Below are 24,394 nucleotides of genomic sequence, written 5' to 3'. Positions count from 1 at the left end.
AGCGCCTTGAGACGCTGGCTTTTCTGATCGGCTTATAGCCGTTGTACAAACCACCCGTTTTACGGGTGGTTATGATTCAATTGTTTATATAAAGTAAAAAAGATTGGTAAGAATTACTCTTACCAATCTTTTTTACTTTATAAAGCTAAATTACTTTTCTTCAGCTGGCTTTTCCTTAGCCCACTTACGAATAGCTTCAATCTTTTTTTCCTTTAATGCTCGCTTGTACTTAGGAGCAATTGGCCGACGACCTTGAACGCCGTATGGGTGTGCTTTACGCATAGCAAATGCCTCCTTAATATATTAAACGTAAAATAATTAACGCTCCAATTATACCGGGCATGGTCTTAAAAAGCAACCCTTCTAAAGAATCACTAACCGTTCGATCCCGCTATGACAATGATTAACAGCTAAAATATTTTCTCAAGCGTACCTATACCAATTAAATATTGTCGCCTTGAAAAGCTAATAATATAAATAATTTACAAAACATACCAATATGAGGTACTATATAGTCGTAATCAAGAAGGAGCCAATTAAAGAGCTCACTAATATAAAAAAGAGGTAATTTATTATGACTAAAGATATGTTCGAAGCATTCGTTAAATTCAATAATACTGACTGGACAGTTCTTGATAAAGAATCAGCTGCCACTGAATTGGCTTTAATTGCTAAAGGCCTTCACTAATAATCAACAATAATTATGGTTTATTATTTTATCTCCCTCTATTAATAATTAACCAACCATTACTATTCTAAATTGATTAAGAATAAAGAAGTTACTAACTAATACTTTAAGTACCTAGTTAGTAACTTCTTTTAATTAAAGCTCCCAGTTATTTTACCGCAAAAAAGGTTAATTATTTTATAGCAAAATATTTGACCTTTTTTGACCAAACGAGTATAGTATTCACATAAGTTAGCAAATAAGACTAACAAGTGCTAAAAATAAGGGAGGCCAATTTACTATGAATTTAGTTCCAACTGTCATTGAACAATCATCTCGTGGTGAACGTGCATATGACATTTACTCACGGCTTCTAAAGGATCGGATCATTATGTTATCTGGTCCAATCGAAGACGACATGGCTAATTCAATCGTTGCGCAATTGCTTTTCTTGGATGCGCAAGACTCTACTAAAGATATTTACCTTTACATTAATTCTCCAGGTGGTGTAGTTACCTCTGGAATGGCAATTTACGATACCATGAACTTTATCAAGTCTGATGTCCAAACTATTGTTATCGGAATGGCTGCTTCAATGGCTAGTGTCTTGGTATCATCTGGTGCTAAGGGTAAGCGTTTTGGTTTGCCACACTCACAAGTCTTGATTCACCAACCATCTGGTGGTGCTCAAGGTCAACAAACCGAAATTGAAATTGCTGCTACTGAAATCTTGAAGACCCGGAAGATGATTAATGAAATTCTGGCCAAGAATTCAGGACAACCGATAGAAAAAATTAACCGTGATACCGAACGTGATCACTACTTAACCGCTCAAGAAGCTGTTGACTATGGTCTACTTGACGGAATCATGGAAAATAATTCTAAGTTAAAGTAATTTAGTAACTAAGTTAAAAAAAGAGACCGGAAAAATTCCGGTCTCTTTTTTATTTAGTTGCAATTTGACCACGTAACTCATCGGCATAGGCATTTAATTTTCGCAATCTGTGATTTACTCCGGACTTGGAAATTGGACCACCAGGAACTAATTCACCAAGCTCTTTTAAACTAACTTCTTGATGCGCTAATCTTGTTTCAGCAATTTCCCGTAATTTATCTGGTAAGCTTTCCAAACCAACTCGGGCCTCAATCAATTTAATATTCTCAATTTGCCTGGTTGAAGCATTGGCAATCTTATTCATATTGGCATTTTCACAATTAACCAAGCGATTGACTGAATTACGCATGTCACGAACAATCCGAATATTTTCAAATTGGAGCATTGAATTTGTTGCGCCAATCAGTGACATAAAATTAGCAATTTTTTCGGCTTCCTTAAGATAAACGATATAGCCACTCCGCCGAGCTGTTGTTTGCGCATTTAGGCCAAACTGATTCATCATTTTAGCAATAATCTCATTATGTTCTTCGTATAAAGAATAAATCTCAAGATGATAACGAGAAGTTTCAGGATTATTCACCGATCCACCTGCTAAAAATGCACCACGTAAGTATGAGCGAGCCATCCACTCATCCTTTAATAATTCTACGGGAACCTGCTCTTTTATCTGCATCCCCTGCAAAATCTTTAAGTCATCAAGAACCCGTTCTGCCGAATAACGTAACCGAACAATATATTGGTTGTTCTTTTTCAGTTTCATTTTTCGACGGACAACAATCTCACTTTCAACGTGGTAAAAGTCTTTCAGCAAAGAATAAATCCGGCGAGCAATTGCTGGATTTTCAGTCTGAATATTTAATACTAGGTGGTGGTTACTAATCCCGATTGAACCATTCATCCTGATGAGAGCCATTAATTCGGCCTTGGCATTATCACGGTGAACCTTAATCGCTGTTAGCTCTTTTTTAACATCACTAGCATAGGACAAGGTTGAGCACCTCCTAATCGTGAACTTCATGGAGGCGATTCATTAATTCATTAACGACCTTATCACGGTCATGAAATGCTCCATTATCCTTTAGCTGCAAGAAATTAGAACTAATTACCCGACATCCCTGCTTACGTAAGCCTTGGAAATCATGGCCAACAGGCTGGGAAATTTCATTCCATTCTTTAAAATCAATATAATTGTCAGGAACTGGTTCAATATTTACCAGAACAGTATTAATAAAGTTTTTACCAAGGTGTCGGTTCAAAACACGAACATGATCAGCATCAGTGAAGTGATCGGTTTCTCCTTTTTGCGTCATGATATTACAGATATAGACAACTTCAGCTTTACTTTCACAAACGGCCTTAGCAACATCATGAATCATCAAATTAGGGAGAATACTGGTGAACAAGCTTCCCGGTCCCAAGACAATTTGATCCGCATTTTCAATTGCCTTAATTACTTCAGGAACAGCTTTGGCTTCGTGACCATCCTGATCATTTGATGGTGTTACCCATACTCGTTTAATTTGCTTATGGGCATGAGTAATTTCTGATTCACCGCTCAACGTTGAACCATCAGTAAATTCAGCGTTCAACGTTAATGGTTCGTCAGAAACAGGGAAAACATGTCCCTGAATTTCCATCATTCCTGAAAGCTCCTGGACAGCATCAAAAATATCACCCTGCATTTCTGAAAGTGCGGAGATGATAAGATTACCGATCGCGTGACCAGCTAAAAATTGATCAGTCGTCTTAAAGCGGTACTGAAAAATTTCCCGTTGAAGTTTTGGTAACTCGGAAAGGGCAACCAAAACATTTCGGATATCACCAGGTGGAACCACATTAATATAATTCCGTAAAATACCTGATGAACCACCATCATCAGCAACAGTAACTACTGCTGTGATATCGGCATTTTGATCGCGTAATCCACGGAGAACAACCGGTAATCCGGTTCCACCCCCGATCACAACGATCTTTGGCTTGTGAAACATATGATCCTTCCTCTACTGATTATTTTGCTTTATCCACATCTCGATGGTGAACATTTACTTGGTAACCATCGTTTTTTAGATCTTCCGCAACCTTATTGGCAATTGTAACGGAACGGTGTTGTCCACCCGTACAACCAATTGCAATTGTAAGGCTGCTCTTCCCTTCATGGATATATCCGGGCATTGCTGTTTCTAACAGCGCCTTCAAATGACTGTAAAATTCCTTCGCCAATGGACTTTTCATCACATATTCTTGAACTGGAACGTCATTTCCAGTCAAGTGTTTGAGCTCTGGAACATAGAAGGGGTTGGGGAGAAAACGAACATCAAGGACAATATCAGCATCTAACGGAATCCCATACTTAAACCCAAATGACATCACTTCAACGTAGAAATTACTTCCTTCGCCGTGACCAAAAATCTTATTGATCCGCAATTTAAGGTTCCGCGGTGTCAAAGTTGTGGTATCAATCCGGACATCTGACTCACTCTTTAAATTATTAAGGAGCTTTCGTTCAGCAGTTACTCCATCTAGTAATCTTCCATGAGGAGACAACGGGTGCGAACGCCGTGTTTCCTTATAACGAGAAATTAGTTTATTATCATCTGCATCAAGGAAGAGAACGCTAACCTCAAGGTCCTCACGCTTCTTTAATTCCTTAATTGCTGGTAACACCTGATCATAAAATCCCTGAGAACGAGAATCCATCACCATTGCGACCTTATCAAACTGACTGGCCTTCTCCATTACATCGACAAACTTTCCTGCTAAGTTAGGTAACATATTGTCAAACACAAAGTAACCTAAGTCTTCAAAGCTATGAACAGCAACAGTTTTGCCGGCACCGCTCATTCCAGTGATAATAACCACTCGCATCTTTTTATCCATTTTCTCCCCCTCTTTTCTACACTTATACTTAACCATTGTATCACAACACCCCGGGCGTGTCTTTCAAAAAAAGAGTGCGAGCCAGCAAAGGACTTGCGGAAGGCTAGCAATTTCTCCTGACAACGGCGGCTTGCGACTAGGAAGGAGGCATCTCATACATAAAGAAAAAAGTTCAGGACAATTTACAATCATCCTGAACTAATCTTAGGTTATATGCTACTTTTTCTTCTCTTCAAGTTCCTTATCCCGTTCCAACATCTTCTTCAGATATTGTCCGGTATAACTTTCCTTAACTTGAGCAACTTCTTCGGGAGTCCCGGTAGCTACAACATAACCACCTGCATCCCCTCCCTCAGGGCCAAGATCAATTAACCAGTCAGCAGACTTAACGACATCAAGATCGTGTTCAATCACTAAAACAGTGTTTCCTGCATCGACGAGTCGCTGCAAAACTGCCAATAACCGTTTAATATCATCCATATGTAGTCCCGTCGTTGGTTCATCAAGAATATAGAAACTCTTCCCTCGTGATTGCCGGTGGAGTTCGGCGGCCAACTTCATTCGTTGGGCTTCACCACCTGAAAGCGTCGTTGCTGGTTGACCAAGAGTAACATAACCTAAACCAACATCTTCAATTGTTTGGAGTTTTCGCTTAATCTTGGGAATTGCACTGAAGAATTTCAATGCTTCGGAAACGGTCATGTTCAAGACTTGTGAAATATTCTTCCCCTTGTACTCAACTTCAAGGGTTTCAGAATTATAACGAGTGCCATGACAAACCTCACATGGAACATAAACATCCGGTAAGAAGTTCATCTCAATCTTAATGATCCCGTCACCATGACATGCTTCACAACGGCCACCCTTTACATTAAAACTAAAACGCCCTTTATTGTAGCCGCGCATTTTTGCCTGGTTAGTCTGAGCAAAGAGTTCACGAATATCATCAAAAACACCAGTATAGGTAGCTGGATTACTCCGCGGTGTTCGGCCAATTGGAGACTGATCAATATCAATGATCTTTTCAATATTCTTAATTCCACTAATTGACTTATACTTTCCTGGCTTAGCTGAATTATTATTCAACTTTTGCGCTAAGATCCGTTTCAAGATCATATTAACCAGGGTCGATTTTCCTGAACCAGAAACACCAGTAACACAGATAAATTTACCAAGGGGAAAATCAACATCAATGTTCTTTAGGTTATTTTCGGCGGCGCCTTTAAGGACTATGTGTTTTCCGTTACCTTCACGGCGTTCTTTAGGGACTTCAATCATCTTTTTTCCTGAAAGGTACTGACCGGTTAATGATTTTCGTGAACGCATAATTTGCTTAGGAGTTCCAGCAGCCATTACTTTTCCACCATTAGCTCCAGCACCTGGTCCAATATCAACAATGTAATCGGCCGCACGCATAGTATCCTCATCGTGTTCAACAACGATAAGGGTATTCCCAAGATCCCGCATTGCCTTCAATGAGGAAATTAGGCGATCGTTATCCCGCTGGTGTAACCCAATCGATGGTTCATCAAGAACGTACATTACACCAGAAAGGTTCGAACCGATCTGGGTAGCCAAACGAATTCGTTGAGCTTCCCCTCCTGAAAGTGTCCGTGCAGAACGACTAAGGGTTAGGTATTCAACACCAACATTTTTCATAAAGGTTAAGCGGTCTAAAATTTCCTTGAGGATTGGCCGAGCAATCTTTTCTTTTTGTTCAGAAAGTTTGATCCCTTTAAAGAATGGAATTGCCTCACTAATTGGTAATTCAGAAACTTCACCAATATTTTGACCAGCAATTTTTACGGCTAATGCCCGTTGATTAAGCCGATACCCATAACAAGCTGGACATGGTAACTCTGTCATGTACTTTCGCATTTGCTCCCGGGTAAAGTCAGAATTAGTCTCCTTGTAGCGCCGCTTAACGTTGTTGATCACACCCTCAAATGGAACATCTACATCACGGACACCACCAAAGTCATTTTCATAATGGAAGTGGAATGTTTTGTCTCCGTTACCATATAAGACTTGCCGTTGTTGCTTCTTTGGTAACTTATTAAATGGCGTATCCATGTCGATCCCGGCAGACTTACAGAATTGCTCAAGTAATTGTGGATAATACTGTGAAGAAATCGGGTTCCACGGGATCATCGCCCCTTTTCGAAGCGTCTTTGTCCGGTCAGGAACCACTAGATCAACATCAACTTCAAGCTTTGAACCAAGTCCTTCACATTCTGGACAAGCCCCAATTGGCGCGTTAAAGGAAAAAAGGCGGGGCTCTAGCTCACCAACAGTGAAACCACAGATTGGACAAGCGTACTTTTCAGAAAACGGAATCGGTTCGCCACCAATTACATCTGCGATTGCATAGCCATCACTTAGACGAAGGGCTGCTTCAAACGAGTCAAATAGCCGGGAGCGAATTCCATCTTTAATGATAATCCGATCAATGACCACGTTAACGGTGTGCTTCTTATTCTTATCAAGCTCTGGAACTTCATCTAGTTCATAAGTTTCACCATCAACTTGAACTCGGACAAATCCTTCTTTCTTAATCTTCTCAAAAACCTTCTTCTGAGTTCCCCGCTTATCCCGGACAACTGGTGAAAGAATTTGTAGACGGGTTCGTTCAGGAAGTTCCAATACCCGATCCACCATTTGATCAGGTGATTGGCTACTAATCGGGATATGATCATTTGGACAAATTGGTGTCCCAACCCGAGCCCAAAGTAGACGAAGGAAGTCGTTAATTTCCGTAACCGTCCCGACTGTTGAACGAGGGTTATGTGAAGTGGTTTTTTGATCAATTGAGATTGCCGGTGAAAGGCCATCAATTGAGTCAACGTCTGGCTTATCCATTTGTCCTAAGAACTGCCGGGCATAGGCAGATAAGCTCTCAACATAGCGTCGTTGTCCTTCAGCATATAAGGTATCAAAGGCTAAAGAACTCTTTCCCGAACCAGATAAACCAGTAATAACAACAAGCTTATTTTTAGGAATTTTTACATCAATATTCTTTAAATTATGTGCCCGCGCACCATGAATAATAATCTTATCGTTTGCCACGGATAACTCACTCCCTCTTATTATTTTTTACTATGCTTTACTTTTTTAGTTTTCTTTCCTGTCATCTGTGCCTTTAATTCCATTACCGTATCACGGAGAGTTGCTGCTTGCTCAAAGTCAAGGCGTTTAGCAGCTGCCCGCATTTGTTCGGTTAGCTCTTCAATCATCTTAGTTTGATCATCACGTGAAAGTTTTGCAAAGTCCTTACTTGTAAATTCAGTACCATCGGCCTTCTTACCGCTATCCTCAGTCTTAGTAGTTGACGAAATAGCTTCTTGAATTGGCTTAATGATGGTCTTCGGTGTAATACCGTGTTTCTTATTATAAGCCATCTGGATTTCCCGACGTCGCTTCGTTTCATCAATTGCTTTTTGCATTGAATCCGTAACCGTATCAGCATACATAATTACTGAACCATTAGCATTTCGGGCAGCCCGACCAATTGTTTGGATCAAAGAACGTTCATTCCGTAAAAAACCTTCCTTATCAGCATCAAGAATTGCTACAAGAGATACTTCTGGAACATCGAGTCCTTCCCGCAAAAGGTTAATCCCTACCAGAACATCAAACTTGCCAAGACGAAGATCACGGATAATCTGAGTCCGCTCTAAGGTTTTAATATCACTATGAAGGTACTTTACCTTTAATCCAAGATCCTTGAGATAATCCGTTAAGTCCTCTGACATTTTCTTGGTTAAAGTAGTTACAAAGACCCGCTCATGCTTTTCAATCCGCTTATTAATTTCACCAACTAAGTCATCAATTTGCCCCATTACTGGCCGAACTTCAATCGTCGGATCAAGCAAGCCAGTTGGCCGAATAATTTGTTGGACAACGTGATCAGTTTGTTCCATCTCATACGGACCTGGTGTAGCAGACATGTAGACAACCTGGTTAACGTGCTTTTCAAACTCTGCCAATTTTAATGGCCGGTTATCAAGCGCACTTGGTAAACGGAATCCATAATCAATTAGCATCTGTTTTCGGGCCCGATCCCCATTGTACATTCCCCGGACCTGAGGCATCGTTTGGTGAGATTCATCAACTACTAATAGAAAGTCCTTAGGGAAGAAGTCCAATAGTGTATACGGCGGTTCGCCAGGCTTCCGTCCATCCATATACCGTGAATAGTTTTCGATTCCGTTACAGTAGCCCATTTCACGAAGCATCTCAATATCATAGGTCGTCCGTTGCTGAATCCGTTCAGCCTCAAGCAACTTTCCTTCCTTTGTAAACTTCTTAACCTGCTTTTTCATGTCGTTTTCGATCTGTGGAAGAGCCCGGTCCATAATTTCTTCACTAGTTAAAAAGTGAGTCGCCGGGAAGATTGAGATGTGTTCCCGATCCCCAATTACTTCACCAGTAAGGGCATCAACTTCACGAATCCGATCAATCTCGTCACCAAAAAATTCGATCCGCAGCGCCTTATCTTCTCGTGATGCCGGGAAAACTTCAACAACATCCCCATGAACCCGGAAACGCCCCCGCTGAAAGTCAATATCATTTCGTTCGAACTGGATATTAACCAATTCTCTCAGTAATTGATCCCGTTCAATCTCTTGACCAACCCGTAGCGAAACAACGTGATTATGGTATTCACTTGGGTCCCCAAGTCCAAAGATACTGGAAACTGAAGCAACGACAATCACATCGTCACGTTCCATCAGCGAACTAGTTGCAGAATGACGGAGCTCATCAATTTCATCATTAATTGAAGCATCTTTTTCAATATAGGTATCACTTGAAGGTACATAGGCTTCTGGTTGGTAATAATCATAGTAGGAAACAAAGTATTCAACCGCATTATGGGGAAAGAACTTCTTCATTTCACTGTATAGTTGACCTGCCAACGTCTTATTGTGAGACAAAATTAATGTTGGCTTATTTACATTTGCAATTACGTTGGAGATCGTAAAAGTCTTCCCAGTTCCAGTTGCTCCTAGTAGGATTTGCGACTTTTCTCCTTTTTCGATCCCGGTAGTTAATTCTTTAATTGCCTCTGGTTGATCACCTGTAGGTTGATAGTCAGAAACTAATTCAAAATTTTTATGAGGTTGGCGATATATCACAAGTAATCCTCCTCAGTACCTGAAAATGGAAGGCAACAATTTATCTCTGCTACCTTCCGTCTCAATGGTTACAATTATCCTCTTTAGTTTATCACCGGAACATGTATTCGTCTATCTATATAAAATGCTCAATTTGTCTTATTATAAAACAACTTATAAAACAACAAATCAACGGAAATTAACTTTATCTTAATCCTGATTAGTCACGGTTGAATCATAATTTTCCTATCCGTATAATGGTAATGTTTAAATTTCATGAAAGAGAAAGTTGGAGATCAATGTTTAGTAGTTTAAAGCAAAAACGGGAACTTCAATTGGGAAGTTTATTTGTTGTTCTCGCAATCATTTGCTTTTTAGGAACCGCAAGTCAGTTGCTCACCCACCTACAAGAAGCAACCTTGCCCTTTATATTATGGTGGATTTTAAAAACATTTATTAGTACGACCGTATTATGGATCCCAATTGCAATTGGGGCTAACCAACACCAAGGGCGATTTAATCGCCAAATTGCGGTATTAACCCTATGGATCGTCGGAGCAATTACCTTTACCTGGGCAAAGTTTACAACTCAACCGATACTCACTTCAGCCCAGCCATCTCCCGAACTCTACGTTGTCCAGCAGGTATTCATCACCTGGCTCATTTGTAGTGGCTTTTACCTTTTCGCGCATCCACTACAAAAGTTTTGCCACCGCTGGTCAACAGTTACCCGTCGACACTGGCTAATTGGTTTTTCATTTGTCTTCTTGCTGATCAACCTTGTTAGTGGCTACGATGCCTTTGGGTTTCACCGGGGAACGAGTTTAATTTGGTTTATCTACCTTTTCGCACTTGGAGATTGGTTAGCAAATGATCGCGAATGGCTTAAGAAGTGGTCCAATGCTCGTTATTTCTTTTTAACATTTATTAGTTTACTCTTTGCCGCCCTCATTACCTGGCTTAATATGAACCACGTTGACTATAGCCCCCACAGTGATCTGACTCCTAATACCCACTACCTATTAGGGATTAACCCATATCAGCCATTCTTACTTCTCACTTGTCTTATCATGACGGCATGGTTCCTACGGGCACAGAAGAAAAAACACCGGGGTCAGCTTCTCCCTGTCATGGGGTTCCTCCTCTTGAATCTTCTTGGATTACCAATGCTTTTTACTCCTTTACTATTACCTCAAGTAAGTTGGCAAACAATAATTATCCTGGGAATTACGATTGTTGTTATTTTCAGTACCATTATGATTCTTGTTAATTTCCTGGGAAATAAAATTAGTTGGCAGTTAAACTATTGGAATCTGCTTCAAAGACTGAAACACTTTAGCAATCATTACTGGCCGATCCTTTTAACTTACCTTATTCTTTGGGGAATTACGTTAGCCTCATTTGCAATTCTTTGGAATGATAAATTTACGATGGTAGAGTGGATGCTTACCGAACGACCAAAAATTATCACGGTAAACGTCTTAATCATCTTTGCAATTGCCCTAATCTTGATGACAATTACCAATCGCTGGTGGCTCAGTTCCGGAATCACAATAATCCTCTATCTTGGTTGGCTTGGTGCTTCTGTCCTAAAGATTGCTGCACGAAATGAGCCAATCATTCCGACTGATATTTCAACATTAGCTGCTCCTGGAGAAATGCTTGGAATGGTTAACAAGTGGATAATTGCTTTTACATTAATTGCCATTATTGTTTCCCTCGTTGCTAGTTGGCAACTAGAAAAGCGCTATGGAAAGACTTGTCGTTTTAACCCAGCGACGCGAATCGTGATTGCTATCCTTTCCTGTATTTACCTTCTTAGTTTTAACTTAGCTAACCATAGTAATTCGATTGTTTATAAGCAATTACAAAATATTGACGACACCCCATATTTCTATTCTCAATTGCGGGGCGCTAAGATGAATGGTACTCTTTTGCAGTTTGCCAATAATATCGATGTCCATGTGATGAGTAAACCTAAAGGATATTCACCAGCAACGATGGCGCACTTAGAAAAACATTACGCAAAGATTGGCGCAGAAATTAATCGCAATCGAACCCATAAGAGTGTTGGCAACCAAAACCTCGTGTTCGTTCTTAGCGAAAGTTACGCTGACCCGGCTAAAGTTCCTGGAATGAAAGTTAGTGGGAATCCGATCCCTTACCTTCACCAATTAAAGAAACAAACTACTAGTGGATTAATGCTAAGTTCTGGTTACGGTGGCGGAACCGCAAATATGGAATACCAGGCATTAACTAGCCTTTCCATGGCTAACTTTTCGCCAACCTTACCGACTCCATATTCACAACTTGTTCCGTACCAAAAGCAGACTTTTACCATTAATAACCTCTTTAACTACAGTATTGGGATTCACCCCTTTACCGCTAACTTGTACAGCAGAAAAACTGTTTATAAGAGGTTTGGCTTTAAAAAGTTCTATCATTTCGATGGTGGAGATAAACTTACTTACACCAATAAAATTCACAATAGTCCCCGAGTAAGTGATGATTCAGCTTATAAAGAGGTAACCCTCAACCTTAAGCGACACCCTCACGGTAAGTTTGTTCAATTAGCTACCATGCAAAATCACATGCCGTACGACCCAATATACTATGCCAAAAATAATTATCATATTTCTGGTAAGGGATTTAAGACTCCAGAACAGAAGGCGCAAATTGAAACTTATATTCAAGGGCTCCATTATACCGATCAAGCATTGAAAGATTGGATCCATCAATTAGACGAGCTAAAGCAACCAACCACCGTCGTCTGGTACGGTGACCACCTTCCTGGAATTTATCACGGTCTGCCAATGGGAAAGTACGGTACCCAACTGCACGAAACTGATTACTTTATCTATAGCAATTCAGCTGCTCGAAAACTTAATCATAATCGTCTGACTTGGCAGCACCAGTTAGTTGGGCCAAATAACTTTGCTGCAATGGCCCTTGCTCAGATGGACGTCAAAGTTTCTCCATATTATGCCTTAATGACAGAAATTGCAGAAAAGGTTCCAGCAACTTCTCTACCAACTAATGGAACCGCCAAGAATAATTCTGCACATCAGGGAGGAATTGATTTCGTTAGTGCTCAAGGTAAACACGTTAAACTCACGGCAAAGCAAAAGAAGCTTTTTCACGACTACCAACTAGTTCAATACGACTTAACTGCTGGCCATCACTATCTTTTAAAGAATTCATTCTTAAAACAAATAGCAAAATAAAAGCTAAAAAGGCGTCCCAAACGATAATGTTTGAGACGTCTTTTTTGTTCATTAGGTTTTGCTATTGTTAGCAACCTTTGTTTATTTTTTACTGCAACACAGCCGAAACGTATTCGTCCTAACCGCAAGCTCCGCCTAACTCTTTCTAGGCAACCAAGTCAAAATGTGTTTGCCAGGGACTTGCTAGGGCTAGCAAACGCCTTCCTAGGCGCAAGACACCTTCGTCAGGAGAAATTTCTAGCCTTCTGCAAGCCCTTTGCTGGCTCACACTCTTATTCCTCCGCAAATTCCTTTAATGCTTTTTCGAAGGAAGCAAGCTTAGTGTTGGCTTCATCGAGGGATGGTGCACTGGTACCAATGTAGAACTTCAGCTTTGGTTCAGTACCAGATGGACGAATAGCAATCCAGGTTTCATCATCAAGGATGTAACGAAGAACGTTTGATTCAGGAATTCCTAATTCGCTAACTTGTCCATCAGCAGTGGTCTTTGTTCCCTTAGAGAAGTCTTCAGTAACAGTTACTTTATGACCAGCAAATTCGGTTGGTGCTTCTTCACGGAACTTCTTCATCAAGGCTTGAATCTTAGCTGGGCCATCAACACCTGGGTACATGTTAGCAACTGTCTTTTCACGGAAGTAACCGTACTTCTTGAATAATTCTTGAAGGCCATCATACAAAGTCATGTTCCGGCTTCTGTAGTAAGCGGCAACTTCAGCTAAGAGAGTCAATGATTGGATAGCATCCTTATCACGAACAAATGGCTTAATGAGGTAGCCATAACTTTCTTCAAAGCCAAACATGAAGGTGTGATCAGCCTTACCAGTTTCGTATTGGTGGATTTGATCAGCAATCCACTTAAAACCAGTTAAGACGTTAATCATCTTCACACCGTAGCTTTCAGCAATTTTAGCGGCAAAGTTTGTTGAAACGATTGACTTTACAGCCGCTGCGTTCTTTGGTAAAGTTCCTGCTTGCTTGTGAGCTTCAAGGATGTAAGCTAACATAATTGATGCAATTTGGTTACCAGTCAATAATTGGTATTCACCATTAGGTTGACGAACGGCACAACCAAGACGATCGGCATCTGGGTCAGTAGCAATCAAAACATCCGCATCAATTTCTTTTCCTAACTTAATTGAACGAACAAATGCTTCTGGAAATTCTGGGTTTGGGTGTTCCAAACCAGGGAAGTCACCATTTGGTTGAGCTTCTGTAGGTTCAATAGTGAAGTTAGTGAAGCCAGCTTGACGTAATGCTCGTTCACCAAGCATCCGTCCTGTACCACATAATGGGGTGAAGACAAACTTCATGTCTTTACCATATTCCTTAGCAAGCTCAGGGTTAACGGTAACACTCTTTGCATTAGCCAAGTATGCAGCATCAACATCTTCACCCATGATCGTTTCGATCCCATTGTCTAACATTTCTTGTTCATCAGCTAATTTGATGTCAAAAATATCGGTAATCTTCCGGATGTAGCCAGTCATCATGTCTGATTCCTTTGGTGGCATTTGTCCACCATCTTCACCGTAGATCTTGTAACCGTTATATTCCTTTGGGTTATGACTAGCAGTAATCATGATCCCTGCATAGGTGTGTAAGTGACGAACAGCAAATGACAATTCTGGTGTTGGCCGTAAGTTATCGTAAATGTATACCTTAATACCGTGAGCACCTAATACTCGTGCTGAATCATGGGCAAATTGGCGTGAATTGTGACGTGAATCATAACTAATCGCAACTCCACGATTTTTAATTCCATCACCTAAGGAATCCATTAACGTTGCTAAACCTTCAGTTGCTTGACGAACAGTATAAACGTTCATCCGGTTAATACCAGGACCCATTAGTCCCCGCATTCCGGCAGTACCAAAAGACATTGGTGCGTAAAATGCATCCTCAATTTCCTTATCGTCATGCATTGCATCTAATTCTTTTTTCAAATTTGGTTCGAGATCAGTCCGTTCTTTCCAAACTTGGTAAGTATCTTTCCAGCTCATCAAAATTGCTCCTTTGTATCTCATAATCTGCTACCAGTATAACTCATTATAAGCTAGCTGTGTTCGTTTACTTTGTTGTTTTACTAAAGTTTTACTAGAAGTATTAAAAAGGACCAGGCAACCCCTGCCTCGTCCTCAATAATTATTATAATGATTGAATATATTGGTAAACCTGTTGACCAGCGATCGAACCATCACCAACAGCAGTGGCAATTTGCCGCAATGGGGTTTCACGTACATCACCAACAGCAAAAATACCTGGAATCTTCGTCTTCATCGTGTTATCCGTCTTAATCCAGCCAGCATCATCAGTAATTCCTAATGAAGTAAACTGCTTAGTCATAGGAACATTACCAACGTAAATAAAGATCCCGTCAGCTGGCATTTCACCATCTTCACCAGTCTTATTATTATGAGTCTTAACACCAGTAACTTTAGCATCATCCCCAATGATTTCCGTCACACTAGTATTAAAGATAAACTTCATTTTATCATTCTTCATCGCTTCATCTTGAAGGAGTGGTTGTGCACGGAGTTTATCTCCCCGGACTAACACTGTAACTTGAGAAGCGAGGTTAGCAAGATACATTCCCTCTTCAACAGCAGAATCACCACCACCAACAACAATGAGTGGCTTATCTCTAAAGAAAGCTCCATCACAAACAGCACAATACGAAACTCCCCGGCCACTAAATTTCTCTTCACCAGGTACATTCAAGTGACGTTGCTCAGAACCAGTTGCAATTACAATTGCCTTGGTAACAAAATGATCGTCCATATCAGTGGAAACAGTCTTAGTTCCATCATCGTTAACTTCAATCTTTGTAACAGTCCCGTAGGCATATTCGGCTCCAAATTGGGTCGAACCATCATACATTTGTTGAGCTAGCTCAGGACCCTTAATGCTCTTAAAGCCAGTATAATTTTCGATTGTTGCGGTGTTATTTAAATTACCACCGTAGATTCCCCGATCAAGCATCAAGACGGATAAATTAGCCCGTGAAGCGTACATAGCAGCCGTCATTCCCCCCGGACCAGCACCGATTACTACTACATCATAATGGTCCTTATTAGCCATTTAAAGACCCTCCTTAGTACAGTTTGATTACTAATCATAATAACTTGTTTCACCACTATTGTCTATCATCTAGCTTACTATTGATAAGTTAGCAAAAACTGCTATTAAGTCGAAATACGTTCGCAGGAAAGAGCCCTAGAGACAACAAAATCCCTCTCAGATGCTTTCAGCATCTAATCGGGAGTTTGTATGTAACCAAGTCAAAATACGTTCACCGCGACCGTCACCTCCGTCTAAATAGTCCAGACTTGATTGTAAACAATCATCGTCTGGACCTTCTTAGTACTCGGTGACTAGTTCGTCGCGGTTCACGTTCTATTTTTTACTTCTTTTTGTCCTCAGCTGTAAATTTGGTACCGAGGTCTTTAATGTATTGACGTAATTCATCCTTAACTTGTGGGTGCTTTAGACCATATTCAATGTTGGTCTTAACCCAACCAAACTTATTACCAACGTCATAACGGTCACCCATGTATTGACGTGCAAAGACACGTTGAGTTTGGTTAAGGGTATCAATTGCATCCGTTAATTGGATTTCGCCACCCTTACCAGGCTTAGTCTTGGCCAAAACATCAAAAATTTCTGGAGTAAAGACATAACGACCAATAATTGCCAAGTCACTTGGCGCCTTCTTTGGTTCTGGCTTTTCAACAAAGCTTGTAACGTTAAAGAGGCCTGGAGTAACTTCTTTACTTGGGTTGATAACACCATACTTAGCGGTATCTTCATGTGGTACACGCATAACAGCAAGGGTAGATGCACCTGTTTGTTCGTAACTTTCAATTAATTGCTTAGTTAATGGTTCGCCATCATTATTAATGTTATTCAAATCATCACCGAGCATTACAACAAATGGTTCATCACCAATAAAGTCACGAGCAGTCAAAACGGCATCCCCAAGACCACGTGGATGTGATTGCCGAATGAAGTAAATGTTAATGTCAGTAGTTTCTTCAACTAACTTCAACATTTCATCCTTATGCTTTGCCCGTAAGTTATCTTCCAGCTCTGGGTTAGAGTCAAAGTGGTCTTCAATTGACCGCTTGTTCTTGCCGTCAACAACGACAATGTCTTCAATCCCCGACTTGCGAGCTTCTTCAACAATAAATTGAATCGTTGGCTTATCAACGATTGGTAGCATTTCCTTTGCTAATGCCTTTGTTGCTGGAAGAAAACGAGTCCCCAAACCAGCAGCAGGAATAATTGCTTTACGTACGCGTTTCATAATAATAAACCCTTTCCACGAGATTTTTTAATTCTCAATCTCTACTGTAAGCATTTTACCATAATTATTCAATTTCTGAAGTAAGATCTCGACTCATCAATTGAGAAATTGCATTCTTAATGTCCTCACCCTCATAAAGGACACGGTATAGTGCATCAGTGATTGGCATCTTAACTTGTCGTTTTAAGCTTAATTCATGGGCGGCCTTAGTAGTGTATACTCCTTCAATTACCATTCCCATGTGCTCAATTACATCATCAAGCTTTCTTCCTTGCCCTAATTGGTAACCAGCACGCCAGTTCCGCGAGTTCTTACTAGTTGCAGTTACGACTAGATCACCAACTCCCGATAAACCAATAAACGTCATTGGGTTAGCGCCAAATGCTACACCAAGGCGCCGAATTTCAGCTAGTCCCCGAGTAATTAAAGCTGCTCGAGCATTATCATGGTAGCCAAGTCCTTGAAGAGCACCCGCACCGATTGCAATGATGTTCTTTAAGGCAGCACCAAATTCCGCACCAATCACGTCATTGTTGGTGTAAACACGGAAGTAATTATTACTAAAAATTTTCTGAATCCGTGCAGCATCATTTAAGTTAGCACAAGCGGCAGTAACAGCAGTCATATCTTTAATTGCAACATCTTCAGCATGGCTTGGCCCAGAGAGTACCACAATATCTTGACGGTTCTCTTCATTAATTTCTTCCATTAACATCTCTGAAGGGCGCTTATAAGTGTTTTGCTCTAGCCCTTTAGTTGCGTGAACAATTAATGGCAGCTGATGGTTCTTTTCCAAGATTGTATTAAGTTGACTTGCCACCTGGCGAATCCCCTTTGTTGGGATAACAATTAAAATAATTTCAGCACCCTTAACGGCTTCCTCCATATCCGAGGTTGCCACTAACTTATCTAAATAAACAAAGTCCTTCATGTAGTGAGGGTTAACGTGTTCGTTATTTAATTGATCAACTTGTTCCTGATTACGGGACCATAATTTAACATTATGACCATTTTCCACTAGCATATTTGCTAGCGTACTTCCCCACGAACCTGCTCCTAAAACTGCAATTTGTTCAGCCATAGTCATTCTCCTTTATAACAAATAAAAATTATTGATTTACATACCACGGAAGATTTGTCCGCTGCCGTCTAGCAATTAAAATAATCAATGCCGCAACAAAAAGAATTAATGATAGTACTTGTGATACCCGAATGACACTTCCAATCATTAAGCTATCTGTCCGCATTCCTTCAATAAAGAATCGGCCAAATGAATACCACATCACATAGGTCAAGAAAACTTCTCCCCGTTTAAACAAGTGATGATGGTGACGTAACAGAAGTAACAATACAAACCCGGTTAAATCCCATAACGATTCATATAAAAAAGTTGGCACCCGGTAATGGTTCCCGATGTACATTTGATTAATGATCCATTCTGGAATATGTTGGCTAACTAAAGCTGCTCGAGTTGTAACCGCACCAAAAGCTTCCTGGTTCATAAAGTTGCCCCAGCGGCCAATTCCTTGAGCCATAATTAATGTTGGTGAAATCACATCCATCATCGTCCACATCGAAATTTGCCGCGCTCGACAGAAGAAGTAAAGGGTTAAGACTCCACCAATAATTGCCCCATAGATTGCAATTCCGCCATCCCAGATCGCAATAATTTCTCCCGGATGTTGGGAATAGTATGACCATTGAAAGGCAACATAATAAAGGCGTGCACAGACGATTGCCACTGGCAATGCCCATAAAAGGTAATCATAGAAGTAATCCTCATTAATCCCCCGTCGTTGACCTTCACGAACCGACAAGATTAAGGCAAGAACAACTCCAGTAGCAATGATGATCCCATACCAGTGAACCTGGATTGGACCAAAATTAAAGGCGATTGGATTAAGTGCCAGGGTAGTCAAAACTAAATTAGTCATTATCTTGCTTTTCCTTTGTATCGCGTGCAGAGTTTTGCTTGATTAACCTGTTTAAATTATCATCAAAGGTCTTGGTTGCATCATAACCCATCGTTTCGGCACGGTAGTTCATCGCAGCCGATTCAATGATAATTGCAAGGTTTCGCCCAGTCTTAACCGGCACGGAAACTTTAGGAATAATTACCCCTTGGATAGTTTGGGTATCACCCCGATCACCTAAACGATCAAATTGAACGTCTGGTGTCCAAGTTTCCAAATGGACAATCAGGTTAATAACATCACTCGGCATAATTGCCCCAGTTCCGTAAAGTGTCGAAACATCAATAATTCCGATTCCCCGAATTTCCATTAAGTGCTTTAAGATTGCTGGCGCAGTCCCAACAAGGGTCTGTTCATCCCGAGCATAAACTTCAACCCGGTCATCAGCAACTAAGCGATGCCCCCGCCGAACTAACTCGAGGGCAGTTTCACTCTTTCCGACTCCCGAATCACCAGTAATTAACACTCCGACCCCGTTAATATCCACGAGAACCCCGTGAAGTGATTGACGTGGTGCTAACCGCCCTAGGAGATAGGAGGTCATGTTACTTAAAATCTGGGAAGAGGTTAGGTGCGTACCCAGAATCGGAATCTTAGTATTCTTTGCAGCTACCTGTAATTCCTCAGGGATCGGTAAGTTAGTTGAGATAACAAAACATGGTGTTTGCGGTGCACACATTTTTGTTAAGTACTTTTCCCGTTTCTCATGAGTTAGATCCTTTGCAAAGGATGTTTCGGTAATTCCCAATAATTGAATCCGCATTGCAGGATAATGCTTAAAGTAGCCAGCAAATTCAAGGGCTGGTCGCGAAATATCACTAGTAGTAATCGGGCGTTGGAGGTATTCCTCTCCTTGCAAAACTTTTAAGCGAACGTTATCAACAAGTTCTTTTACGGTAACATGATCTGCCACTGTTTTCACTCCTTCACTAATTATTGATGTGATCAGAAATAATCACATTACAAATTGACATAATAATTGCAATCAACATTGCTGAGCCAAAGGATGAGAAGTGAAAATAAAACGAGCCAACAAAAGATGACGTTAATTGTAGCATCAAGGCATTAATCACAATACTAAACAATCCTAAGGTAAGCACATTAATGGGCAACGATAATATCAACAAGATTGGCTTTACTAAAACATTTAATACCGCTAAGACAAGGCTTGCGAGTAAAGCAACTCCAACGCTATTGACATAAAACATCCCAGTATTTGAAAAGAGTCCGGCTAATGCAATAAAGAGAATTGTATCTATTATTACACGCTTGATAAATTCCATCTATGACCGTCCATTCTTCTTAATATCTTTTTCTTCGACATCTGTTAATTGCCGCCGTCCCTGCGAATCCTTTGTCTTTTGTGGCGTAGACGTTAAGTCAGAGACCGCCTTAAATAGGCCAGCAATTCCGGGATGAGCTGGATCTGGCGGAATAATTGCCAACAACACAATGTATACAATAACTCCAGGAAAGATTCCTGTAATTGCAGTAAACAAAATGTACGCAATCCGTAAGTAAAGTGGTTTGGTATTAAAATACTTAGCTAAACCACTTAGGACTCCAGCAAGCCAGCGATCATCATAAGATCGGGTTAACTTTTTTGACATAATTCATCCCTCCTAATAGCTTAATCTTACTGTGTTTTCTCGGTAACTGCAATCAGATTTACTGAGGATTTTTTTGACTTAACTTCCATTGAAGGTAGGCGTTAATGAACGGGTCTAAGTCGCCATCCATTACTGCCTGTCCATTATGGGTTTCATGACCACTTCGGTTATCCTTCACCAAAGTGTACGGGTGGAACACATACGAGCGAATTTGGGAACCCCAACCAATTTCAAGTTGTTCTCCCTCAATCTCAGCCCGCTTTTTAGCCTTCTTCTCTTCTTCCAATTCATAAAGTTTGGATTTTAACATATTCATCGCCGTAACCCGGTTTTGCAATTGAGACCGTTCCGCCTGAGATGAAGTAACGATTCCAGTTGGAATATGAGTAATCCGCACTGCTGATTCAGTTTTGTTAATATGCTGACCACCGGCACCACTAGAACGGAAAGTATCAACCCGGAGATCTGAAGGGTCAATATCAATGTTCACACTTTCATCGAGCTCTGGCATTACATCAACCGAAGCAAAGGACGTGTGTCGCCGCCCTGCTGCATCAAATGGCGAAATGCGGACAAGACGGTGAACTCCCTTTTCACTTCGAAGGTAGCCAAAAGCATTATGTCCTTTAATCAATAGGGTAACACTCTTGATTCCGGCCTCATCTCCAGCTTCATAACTGGCAGTTTCAACCTTGAAGCCATGTTGTTCACCCCAACGAATGTACATCCGGAGGAGCATGGCACCCCAATCTTGGGCTTCCGTTCCTCCTGCACCCGGGTGAATTTCCAAAATAGCATTTTTAGCATCATATTCACCATCAAGTAACTGGTTGAGTCGGTACTGTTCAAGCTCCTTTTGCGTTTCTGTAAATGAGCTTTCAAACTCACTTTGGAGATCGGGATCGGGATCTAGTTCAAGTAGTTCGATCGATGTTTGTAAATTACCGATACTATCCCGTAATTTAACAAAAGTATCCCGCTTATCCTTGAGTTCATTATTAGCATTAATTACTTTCTGCGCAGCAACATTATCGTCCCAAAAGCCAGGTTCAGTCATCTTTTGTTCATTTTCCGCAATGCTTTCATCTAACGCATCTAGGTCAAAGAGACCTCCCGAAGCGGGCAACTTCATGTTGCATTGCTTCTACTTTTTTCTTTGCTTCACTAAGTTCCAAAATGGGTTCCTCCATTATTAAATCAAAACGGTAACAGGTACCGCCTTAGGGCCACCTGCTACCGTACCTTGATAGTTATTAGTATTTAGTTTAGCGGGTAACGTTTTGACGAATTTGTGACTTCATAAAGAGTCGAGTAGTTTCGTATTCGATATCCGCAATCATTTGTTCAAACATATGGTAACCAGCAGTTTGGTATTCAACAAGAGGGTTCAATTGACCGTAACCACGAAGGCCAACTGATTGACGGAACTGGTCCATTACATCAATGTGATCAGTCCAGTGGGAGTCAACTACCCGCAAAAGGACAACCTTTTCAAATTCGAGCATTTGTGCTGGATCATAGAGTTGCTTTTGCTTATCCTTGTAAACCTGCTTAGCGTATCCCATTAAGAAATCAACTATTTCTCGTGGTGACTTATTTGCTAAATCAGAAACGCTAATCGTATCTGGCTTAACAATCACTTCTTCAGCAAAATCAACAATTCCTTTAAGATCCCAATCCTTGCGATCTCCAAGAGTATGTTGTTCTACTTCCCGTTGAATAGTCCGCCTAAAGATCGGCATAAGAACCCACTTTAATGACTTATCTTCAGTAATGATTTCTTGCCGTTCCTTATAGATGATTTCCCGTTGTTCACGCATAACATCATCATATTGAAGAACGTTCTTCCGGGAATCGTAGTTGTTCCCTTCAACCCGTTTTTGTGCTGATTCAACTTGGTGGGTTAAGAAACGACTCTTAATTACCGCATCATCATCGTCAACCTTCATCCGTTCCAAGAAGGCCTTGATCCGGTCACCACCGAACCGTTTCATTAAGTCATCTTCAAGTGAAAGGTAGAATTGTGAAAGTCCCGGATCTCCTTGACGACCAGAACGTCCCCGTAGCTGGTTATCAATCCGCCGTGATTCATGTCGTTCAGTACCAATAACAGCCAAACCACCTAATTCACGAACACCAGGGCCAAGTTTGATATCAGTTCCCCGTCCGGCCATGTTCGTCGCAATTGTAACGGCACCACGTTGACCAGCATTTTTAATAATGTCGGCTTCCTTAGCGTGGTTCTTCGCGTTTAAGACAACGTGAGGAATATGTTCTTGATCCAATAGGTGGGAAAGGTATTCAGAAGTTTCAACAGCAACGGTCCCAACCAAAATTGGTTGGCCCTTTTCGTGTAAACTCTTGATCCGCTTAACAACGGCTGCAAACTTACTCTTCAATGTTGGGTAAAGTAAGTCAGGTTCATCTTTCCGTTGAACAGGTCGGTTCGTTGGAATTGTGATGGTTTCCATGTTGTAGATCTCACGGAATTCTTCCTGTTCAGTCTTAGCAGTCCCAGTCATCCCCGCAAGCTTATTATACATCCGGAACAAGTTCTGGTAGGTGATGTTAGCCATGGTCTTGTTTTCTTCTTGAATCTGAACGCCTTCCTTAGCTTCGATCGCTTGGTGAAGGCCATCAGAGAACCGCCGACCTTGCATAACCCGTCCGGTAAATGAATCAACGATCAAAACTTCACCGTCAGAAACCACGTAATCCTTATCCAAGGTCATAATGTAGTTGGCCCGTAAAGCCTGATCCAGGTGGTGGGTCAATGCAGTATTTTCCGGATCATAAAGGTTCTTTAAGTTGAAGTACTTTTCAGCCTTTTGAATTCCTTCATCAGTCAAGGCAACTGTCTTCGACTCGAGGTCAACCTTGTAGTCAACCTCATTCTTCAACGTCTTAACAAAACGATCAGTTTGCTTATAAAGCTTTGAAGTACCAGTACCTGGACCAGAAATAATTAATGGCGTCCGCGCTTCATCAATTAAAATTGAATCAACCTCATCAACCAAGGCATAATTCAATCCCCGTTGAACTTGGTCTTCCTTGTAAACAGCCATGTTATCACGAAGGTAGTCGAACCCAATTTCACTATTCGTGGAGTACATAATATCAGCCTTATATGCTTCACGTTTTTGATCAGGTGACATTTCAGAGTTATTAACCCCAACACTGCACCCTAGCCAATTATAAAGCTGACCCATTTCTGTAGCATCACGCTTTGATAGGTATTCGTTAACCGTAATAACATGAACACCCTTACCGCTAATTGCGTTAAGGTAAACCGGCATGGTGGCGGTTAAAGTCTTACCTTCACCAGTCTTCATTTCGGCAATGTTACCTTCGTGAAGAACAATTCCCCCCATAATTTGAACGTGGAATGGGTAAAGGCCCAAGACACGTTTTGCTCCTTCACGTGCTACCGCAAAGGCTTCTGGTAACATGTGGTCAAGATCTTCACCCTTTTTGTAGCGTGCACGAAATTCGTCAGTCTTCGCTTTTAGCTCATCATCTGACATTGCTGCCATTGGCTTAGCATATTTTTCAACTTTATTTGCGATCTTATTAATCCGACGTAATTCACGACGATCGCTTTCAATCCATTTTTTTAGAATGTTAGCCATAAAAGCGTCCTTCCTAATTAACGTTTTTTTATTTTGTCTTGAGAAATTGCAGCTACTCAAGCCAATTTTAATTTGTATTCTAACCTTAATAGTTTACCA

Annotated in this window: 18 protein-coding genes; 2 read left to right on the top strand and 16 right to left on the bottom strand. The window is 40.9% G+C overall.

Going from position 1 to position 24,394, the window contains the following annotated elements:
* Window positions 1-150: 150 nt before the first annotated feature.
* Window positions 151-282, bottom strand: a complete 132-nt coding sequence (locus tag H9564_RS09280; RefSeq protein WP_255372237.1) for a hypothetical protein — start codon at window positions 280-282, stop codon at window positions 151-153.
* Between the two features lie 686 nt (window positions 283-968).
* Here H9564_RS09280 and clpP point away from each other — a divergent pair.
* The gene (gene clpP, locus H9564_RS07160; RefSeq protein ID WP_003717598.1) at window positions 969-1,562 is read left to right on the top strand and encodes an ATP-dependent Clp endopeptidase proteolytic subunit ClpP; all 594 of its coding nucleotides are present in this window, start codon (window positions 969-971) and stop codon (window positions 1,560-1,562) included.
* A gap of 49 nt (window positions 1,563-1,611) precedes the next feature.
* Here clpP and whiA read toward each other — a convergent pair whose 3' ends face one another.
* From whiA to uvrB, 5 genes are all read right to left on the bottom strand, one after another.
* Entirely contained in the window at window positions 1,612-2,553 is a 942-nt protein-coding gene (whiA, locus tag H9564_RS07155) for a DNA-binding protein WhiA (RefSeq protein ID WP_191684826.1), read from the bottom strand.
* Between the two features lie 13 nt (window positions 2,554-2,566).
* Complete coding sequence (locus H9564_RS07150; protein ID WP_191684825.1) at window positions 2,567-3,553, bottom strand: gluconeogenesis factor YvcK family protein; 987 nt, start codon at window positions 3,551-3,553, stop codon at window positions 2,567-2,569.
* Between the two features lie 19 nt (window positions 3,554-3,572).
* Window positions 3,573-4,442, bottom strand: a complete 870-nt coding sequence (gene rapZ, locus H9564_RS07145; protein ID WP_191684824.1) for an RNase adapter RapZ — start codon at window positions 4,440-4,442, stop codon at window positions 3,573-3,575.
* 216 nt (window positions 4,443-4,658) lie between these two features.
* Window positions 4,659-7,508, bottom strand: a complete 2,850-nt coding sequence (uvrA, locus tag H9564_RS07140; protein ID WP_191684823.1) for an excinuclease ABC subunit UvrA — start codon at window positions 7,506-7,508, stop codon at window positions 4,659-4,661.
* 20 nt (window positions 7,509-7,528) lie between these two features.
* On the bottom strand, window positions 7,529-9,577 hold the full coding sequence (gene uvrB, locus H9564_RS07135; protein ID WP_191684822.1) for an excinuclease ABC subunit UvrB: 2,049 nt from the start codon (window positions 9,575-9,577) through the stop codon (window positions 7,529-7,531).
* A 278-nt stretch (window positions 9,578-9,855) separates the two neighbouring features.
* On the opposite strand from uvrB, the gene H9564_RS07130 reads away from it, so the two are divergent.
* A complete protein-coding gene (locus H9564_RS07130) occupies window positions 9,856-12,780 on the top strand; it encodes an LTA synthase family protein (RefSeq protein ID WP_191684821.1) in 2,925 nt (974 codons plus the stop codon).
* A 272-nt stretch (window positions 12,781-13,052) separates the two neighbouring features.
* On the opposite strand, the gene H9564_RS07125 is transcribed toward H9564_RS07130, so the two are convergent.
* The 10 genes from H9564_RS07125 to secA all read right to left on the bottom strand — a co-directional run bounded on the left by H9564_RS07125 (window position 13,053) and on the right by secA (window position 24,295).
* Window positions 13,053-14,780 (bottom strand): phospho-sugar mutase, encoded by a 1,728-nt coding sequence (locus H9564_RS07125; RefSeq protein WP_191684820.1) that lies wholly within the window; start codon window positions 14,778-14,780, stop codon window positions 13,053-13,055.
* Window positions 14,781-14,925: 145 nt separating this feature from the next.
* Complete coding sequence (trxB, locus tag H9564_RS07120) at window positions 14,926-15,858, bottom strand: thioredoxin-disulfide reductase (protein ID WP_191684819.1); 933 nt, start codon at window positions 15,856-15,858, stop codon at window positions 14,926-14,928.
* A 322-nt stretch (window positions 15,859-16,180) separates the two neighbouring features.
* The gene (galU, locus tag H9564_RS07115; protein ID WP_191684818.1) at window positions 16,181-17,083 is read right to left on the bottom strand and encodes a UTP--glucose-1-phosphate uridylyltransferase GalU; all 903 of its coding nucleotides are present in this window, start codon (window positions 17,081-17,083) and stop codon (window positions 16,181-16,183) included.
* Window positions 17,084-17,147: 64 nt separating this feature from the next.
* Window positions 17,148-18,164: an NAD(P)H-dependent glycerol-3-phosphate dehydrogenase gene (locus H9564_RS07110; RefSeq protein WP_191684817.1), complete on the bottom strand. Its 1,017-nt coding sequence runs from the start codon at window positions 18,162-18,164 to the stop codon at window positions 17,148-17,150.
* A gap of 28 nt (window positions 18,165-18,192) precedes the next feature.
* Entirely contained in the window at window positions 18,193-19,017 is an 825-nt protein-coding gene (gene lgt / locus H9564_RS07105; protein WP_191684816.1) for a prolipoprotein diacylglyceryl transferase, read from the bottom strand.
* A complete protein-coding gene (gene hprK, locus H9564_RS07100) occupies window positions 19,010-19,969 on the bottom strand; it encodes an HPr(Ser) kinase/phosphatase (protein ID WP_191684815.1) in 960 nt (319 codons plus the stop codon). The genes lgt and hprK overlap by 8 nt, the downstream gene beginning before the upstream one ends.
* A 16-nt stretch (window positions 19,970-19,985) precedes the next feature.
* The gene (locus H9564_RS07095) at window positions 19,986-20,339 is read right to left on the bottom strand and encodes a phage holin family protein (protein WP_191684814.1); all 354 of its coding nucleotides are present in this window, start codon (window positions 20,337-20,339) and stop codon (window positions 19,986-19,988) included.
* Entirely contained in the window at window positions 20,340-20,666 is a 327-nt protein-coding gene (locus tag H9564_RS07090; protein WP_191684813.1) for a PspC domain-containing protein, read from the bottom strand. It lies immediately after the preceding gene.
* Window positions 20,667-20,724: 58 nt separating this feature from the next.
* Window positions 20,725-21,841, bottom strand: a protein-coding gene (gene prfB / locus H9564_RS07085) for a peptide chain release factor 2 (RefSeq protein ID WP_404804690.1) whose coding sequence is annotated in 2 segments (ribosomal slippage) — window positions 20,725-21,768 and window positions 21,770-21,841 — 1,116 coding nt in all. Because the reading frame shifts where the segments join, the coding sequence is not laid out codon by codon here.
* Window positions 21,842-21,931: 90 nt separating this feature from the next.
* Window positions 21,932-24,295, bottom strand: coding sequence for a preprotein translocase subunit SecA (secA, locus tag H9564_RS07080; RefSeq protein ID WP_191684811.1), 2,364 nt, complete (start codon window positions 24,293-24,295; stop codon window positions 21,932-21,934).
* Between the last annotated feature and the right edge of the window lie 99 nt (window positions 24,296-24,394).

Origin of the sequence: Limosilactobacillus avistercoris, from assembly GCF_014836425.1 — a bacterium.
GTDB classification, from domain to species: Bacteria; Bacillota; Bacilli; order Lactobacillales; family Lactobacillaceae; genus Limosilactobacillus; species Limosilactobacillus agrestimuris.
The sequence above is the reverse complement of the archived record's forward strand: the minus strand, read 5'-3'. Positions and strand labels throughout refer to the sequence as shown.

Bases quoted from the DNA above. Each gene is read 5' to 3' on its own strand.
- H9564_RS07125 (WP_191684820.1), bottom strand. From the start codon at position 14,780: ATGAGCTGGAAAGATACTTACCAAGTTTGGAAAGAACGGACTGATCTC.
- secA (WP_191684811.1), bottom strand. From the start codon at position 24,295: ATGGCTAACATTCTAAAAAAATGGATTGAAAGCGATCGTCGTGAATTA.
- galU (WP_191684818.1), bottom strand. From the start codon at position 17,083: ATGAAACGCGTACGTAAAGCAATTATTCCTGCTGCTGGTTTGGGGACT.
- H9564_RS07090 (WP_191684813.1), bottom strand. From the start codon at position 20,666: ATGTCAAAAAAGTTAACCCGATCTTATGATGATCGCTGGCTTGCTGGA.
- H9564_RS07130 (WP_191684821.1), top strand. From the start codon at position 9,856: ATGTTTAGTAGTTTAAAGCAAAAACGGGAACTTCAATTGGGAAGTTTA.
- H9564_RS07095 (WP_191684814.1), bottom strand. From the start codon at position 20,339: ATGGAATTTATCAAGCGTGTAATAATAGATACAATTCTCTTTATTGCA.
- H9564_RS09280 (WP_255372237.1), bottom strand. From the start codon at position 282: ATGCGTAAAGCACACCCATACGGCGTTCAAGGTCGTCGGCCAATTGCT.
- H9564_RS07110 (WP_191684817.1), bottom strand. From the start codon at position 18,164: ATGGCTGAACAAATTGCAGTTTTAGGAGCAGGTTCGTGGGGAAGTACG.
- clpP (WP_003717598.1), top strand. From the start codon at position 969: ATGAATTTAGTTCCAACTGTCATTGAACAATCATCTCGTGGTGAACGT.
- rapZ (WP_191684824.1), bottom strand. From the start codon at position 4,442: ATGGATAAAAAGATGCGAGTGGTTATTATCACTGGAATGAGCGGTGCC.
- H9564_RS07150 (WP_191684825.1), bottom strand. From the start codon at position 3,553: ATGTTTCACAAGCCAAAGATCGTTGTGATCGGGGGTGGAACCGGATTA.
- lgt (WP_191684816.1), bottom strand. From the start codon at position 19,017: ATGACTAATTTAGTTTTGACTACCCTGGCACTTAATCCAATCGCCTTT.
- trxB (WP_191684819.1), bottom strand. From the start codon at position 15,858: ATGGCTAATAAGGACCATTATGATGTAGTAGTAATCGGTGCTGGTCCG.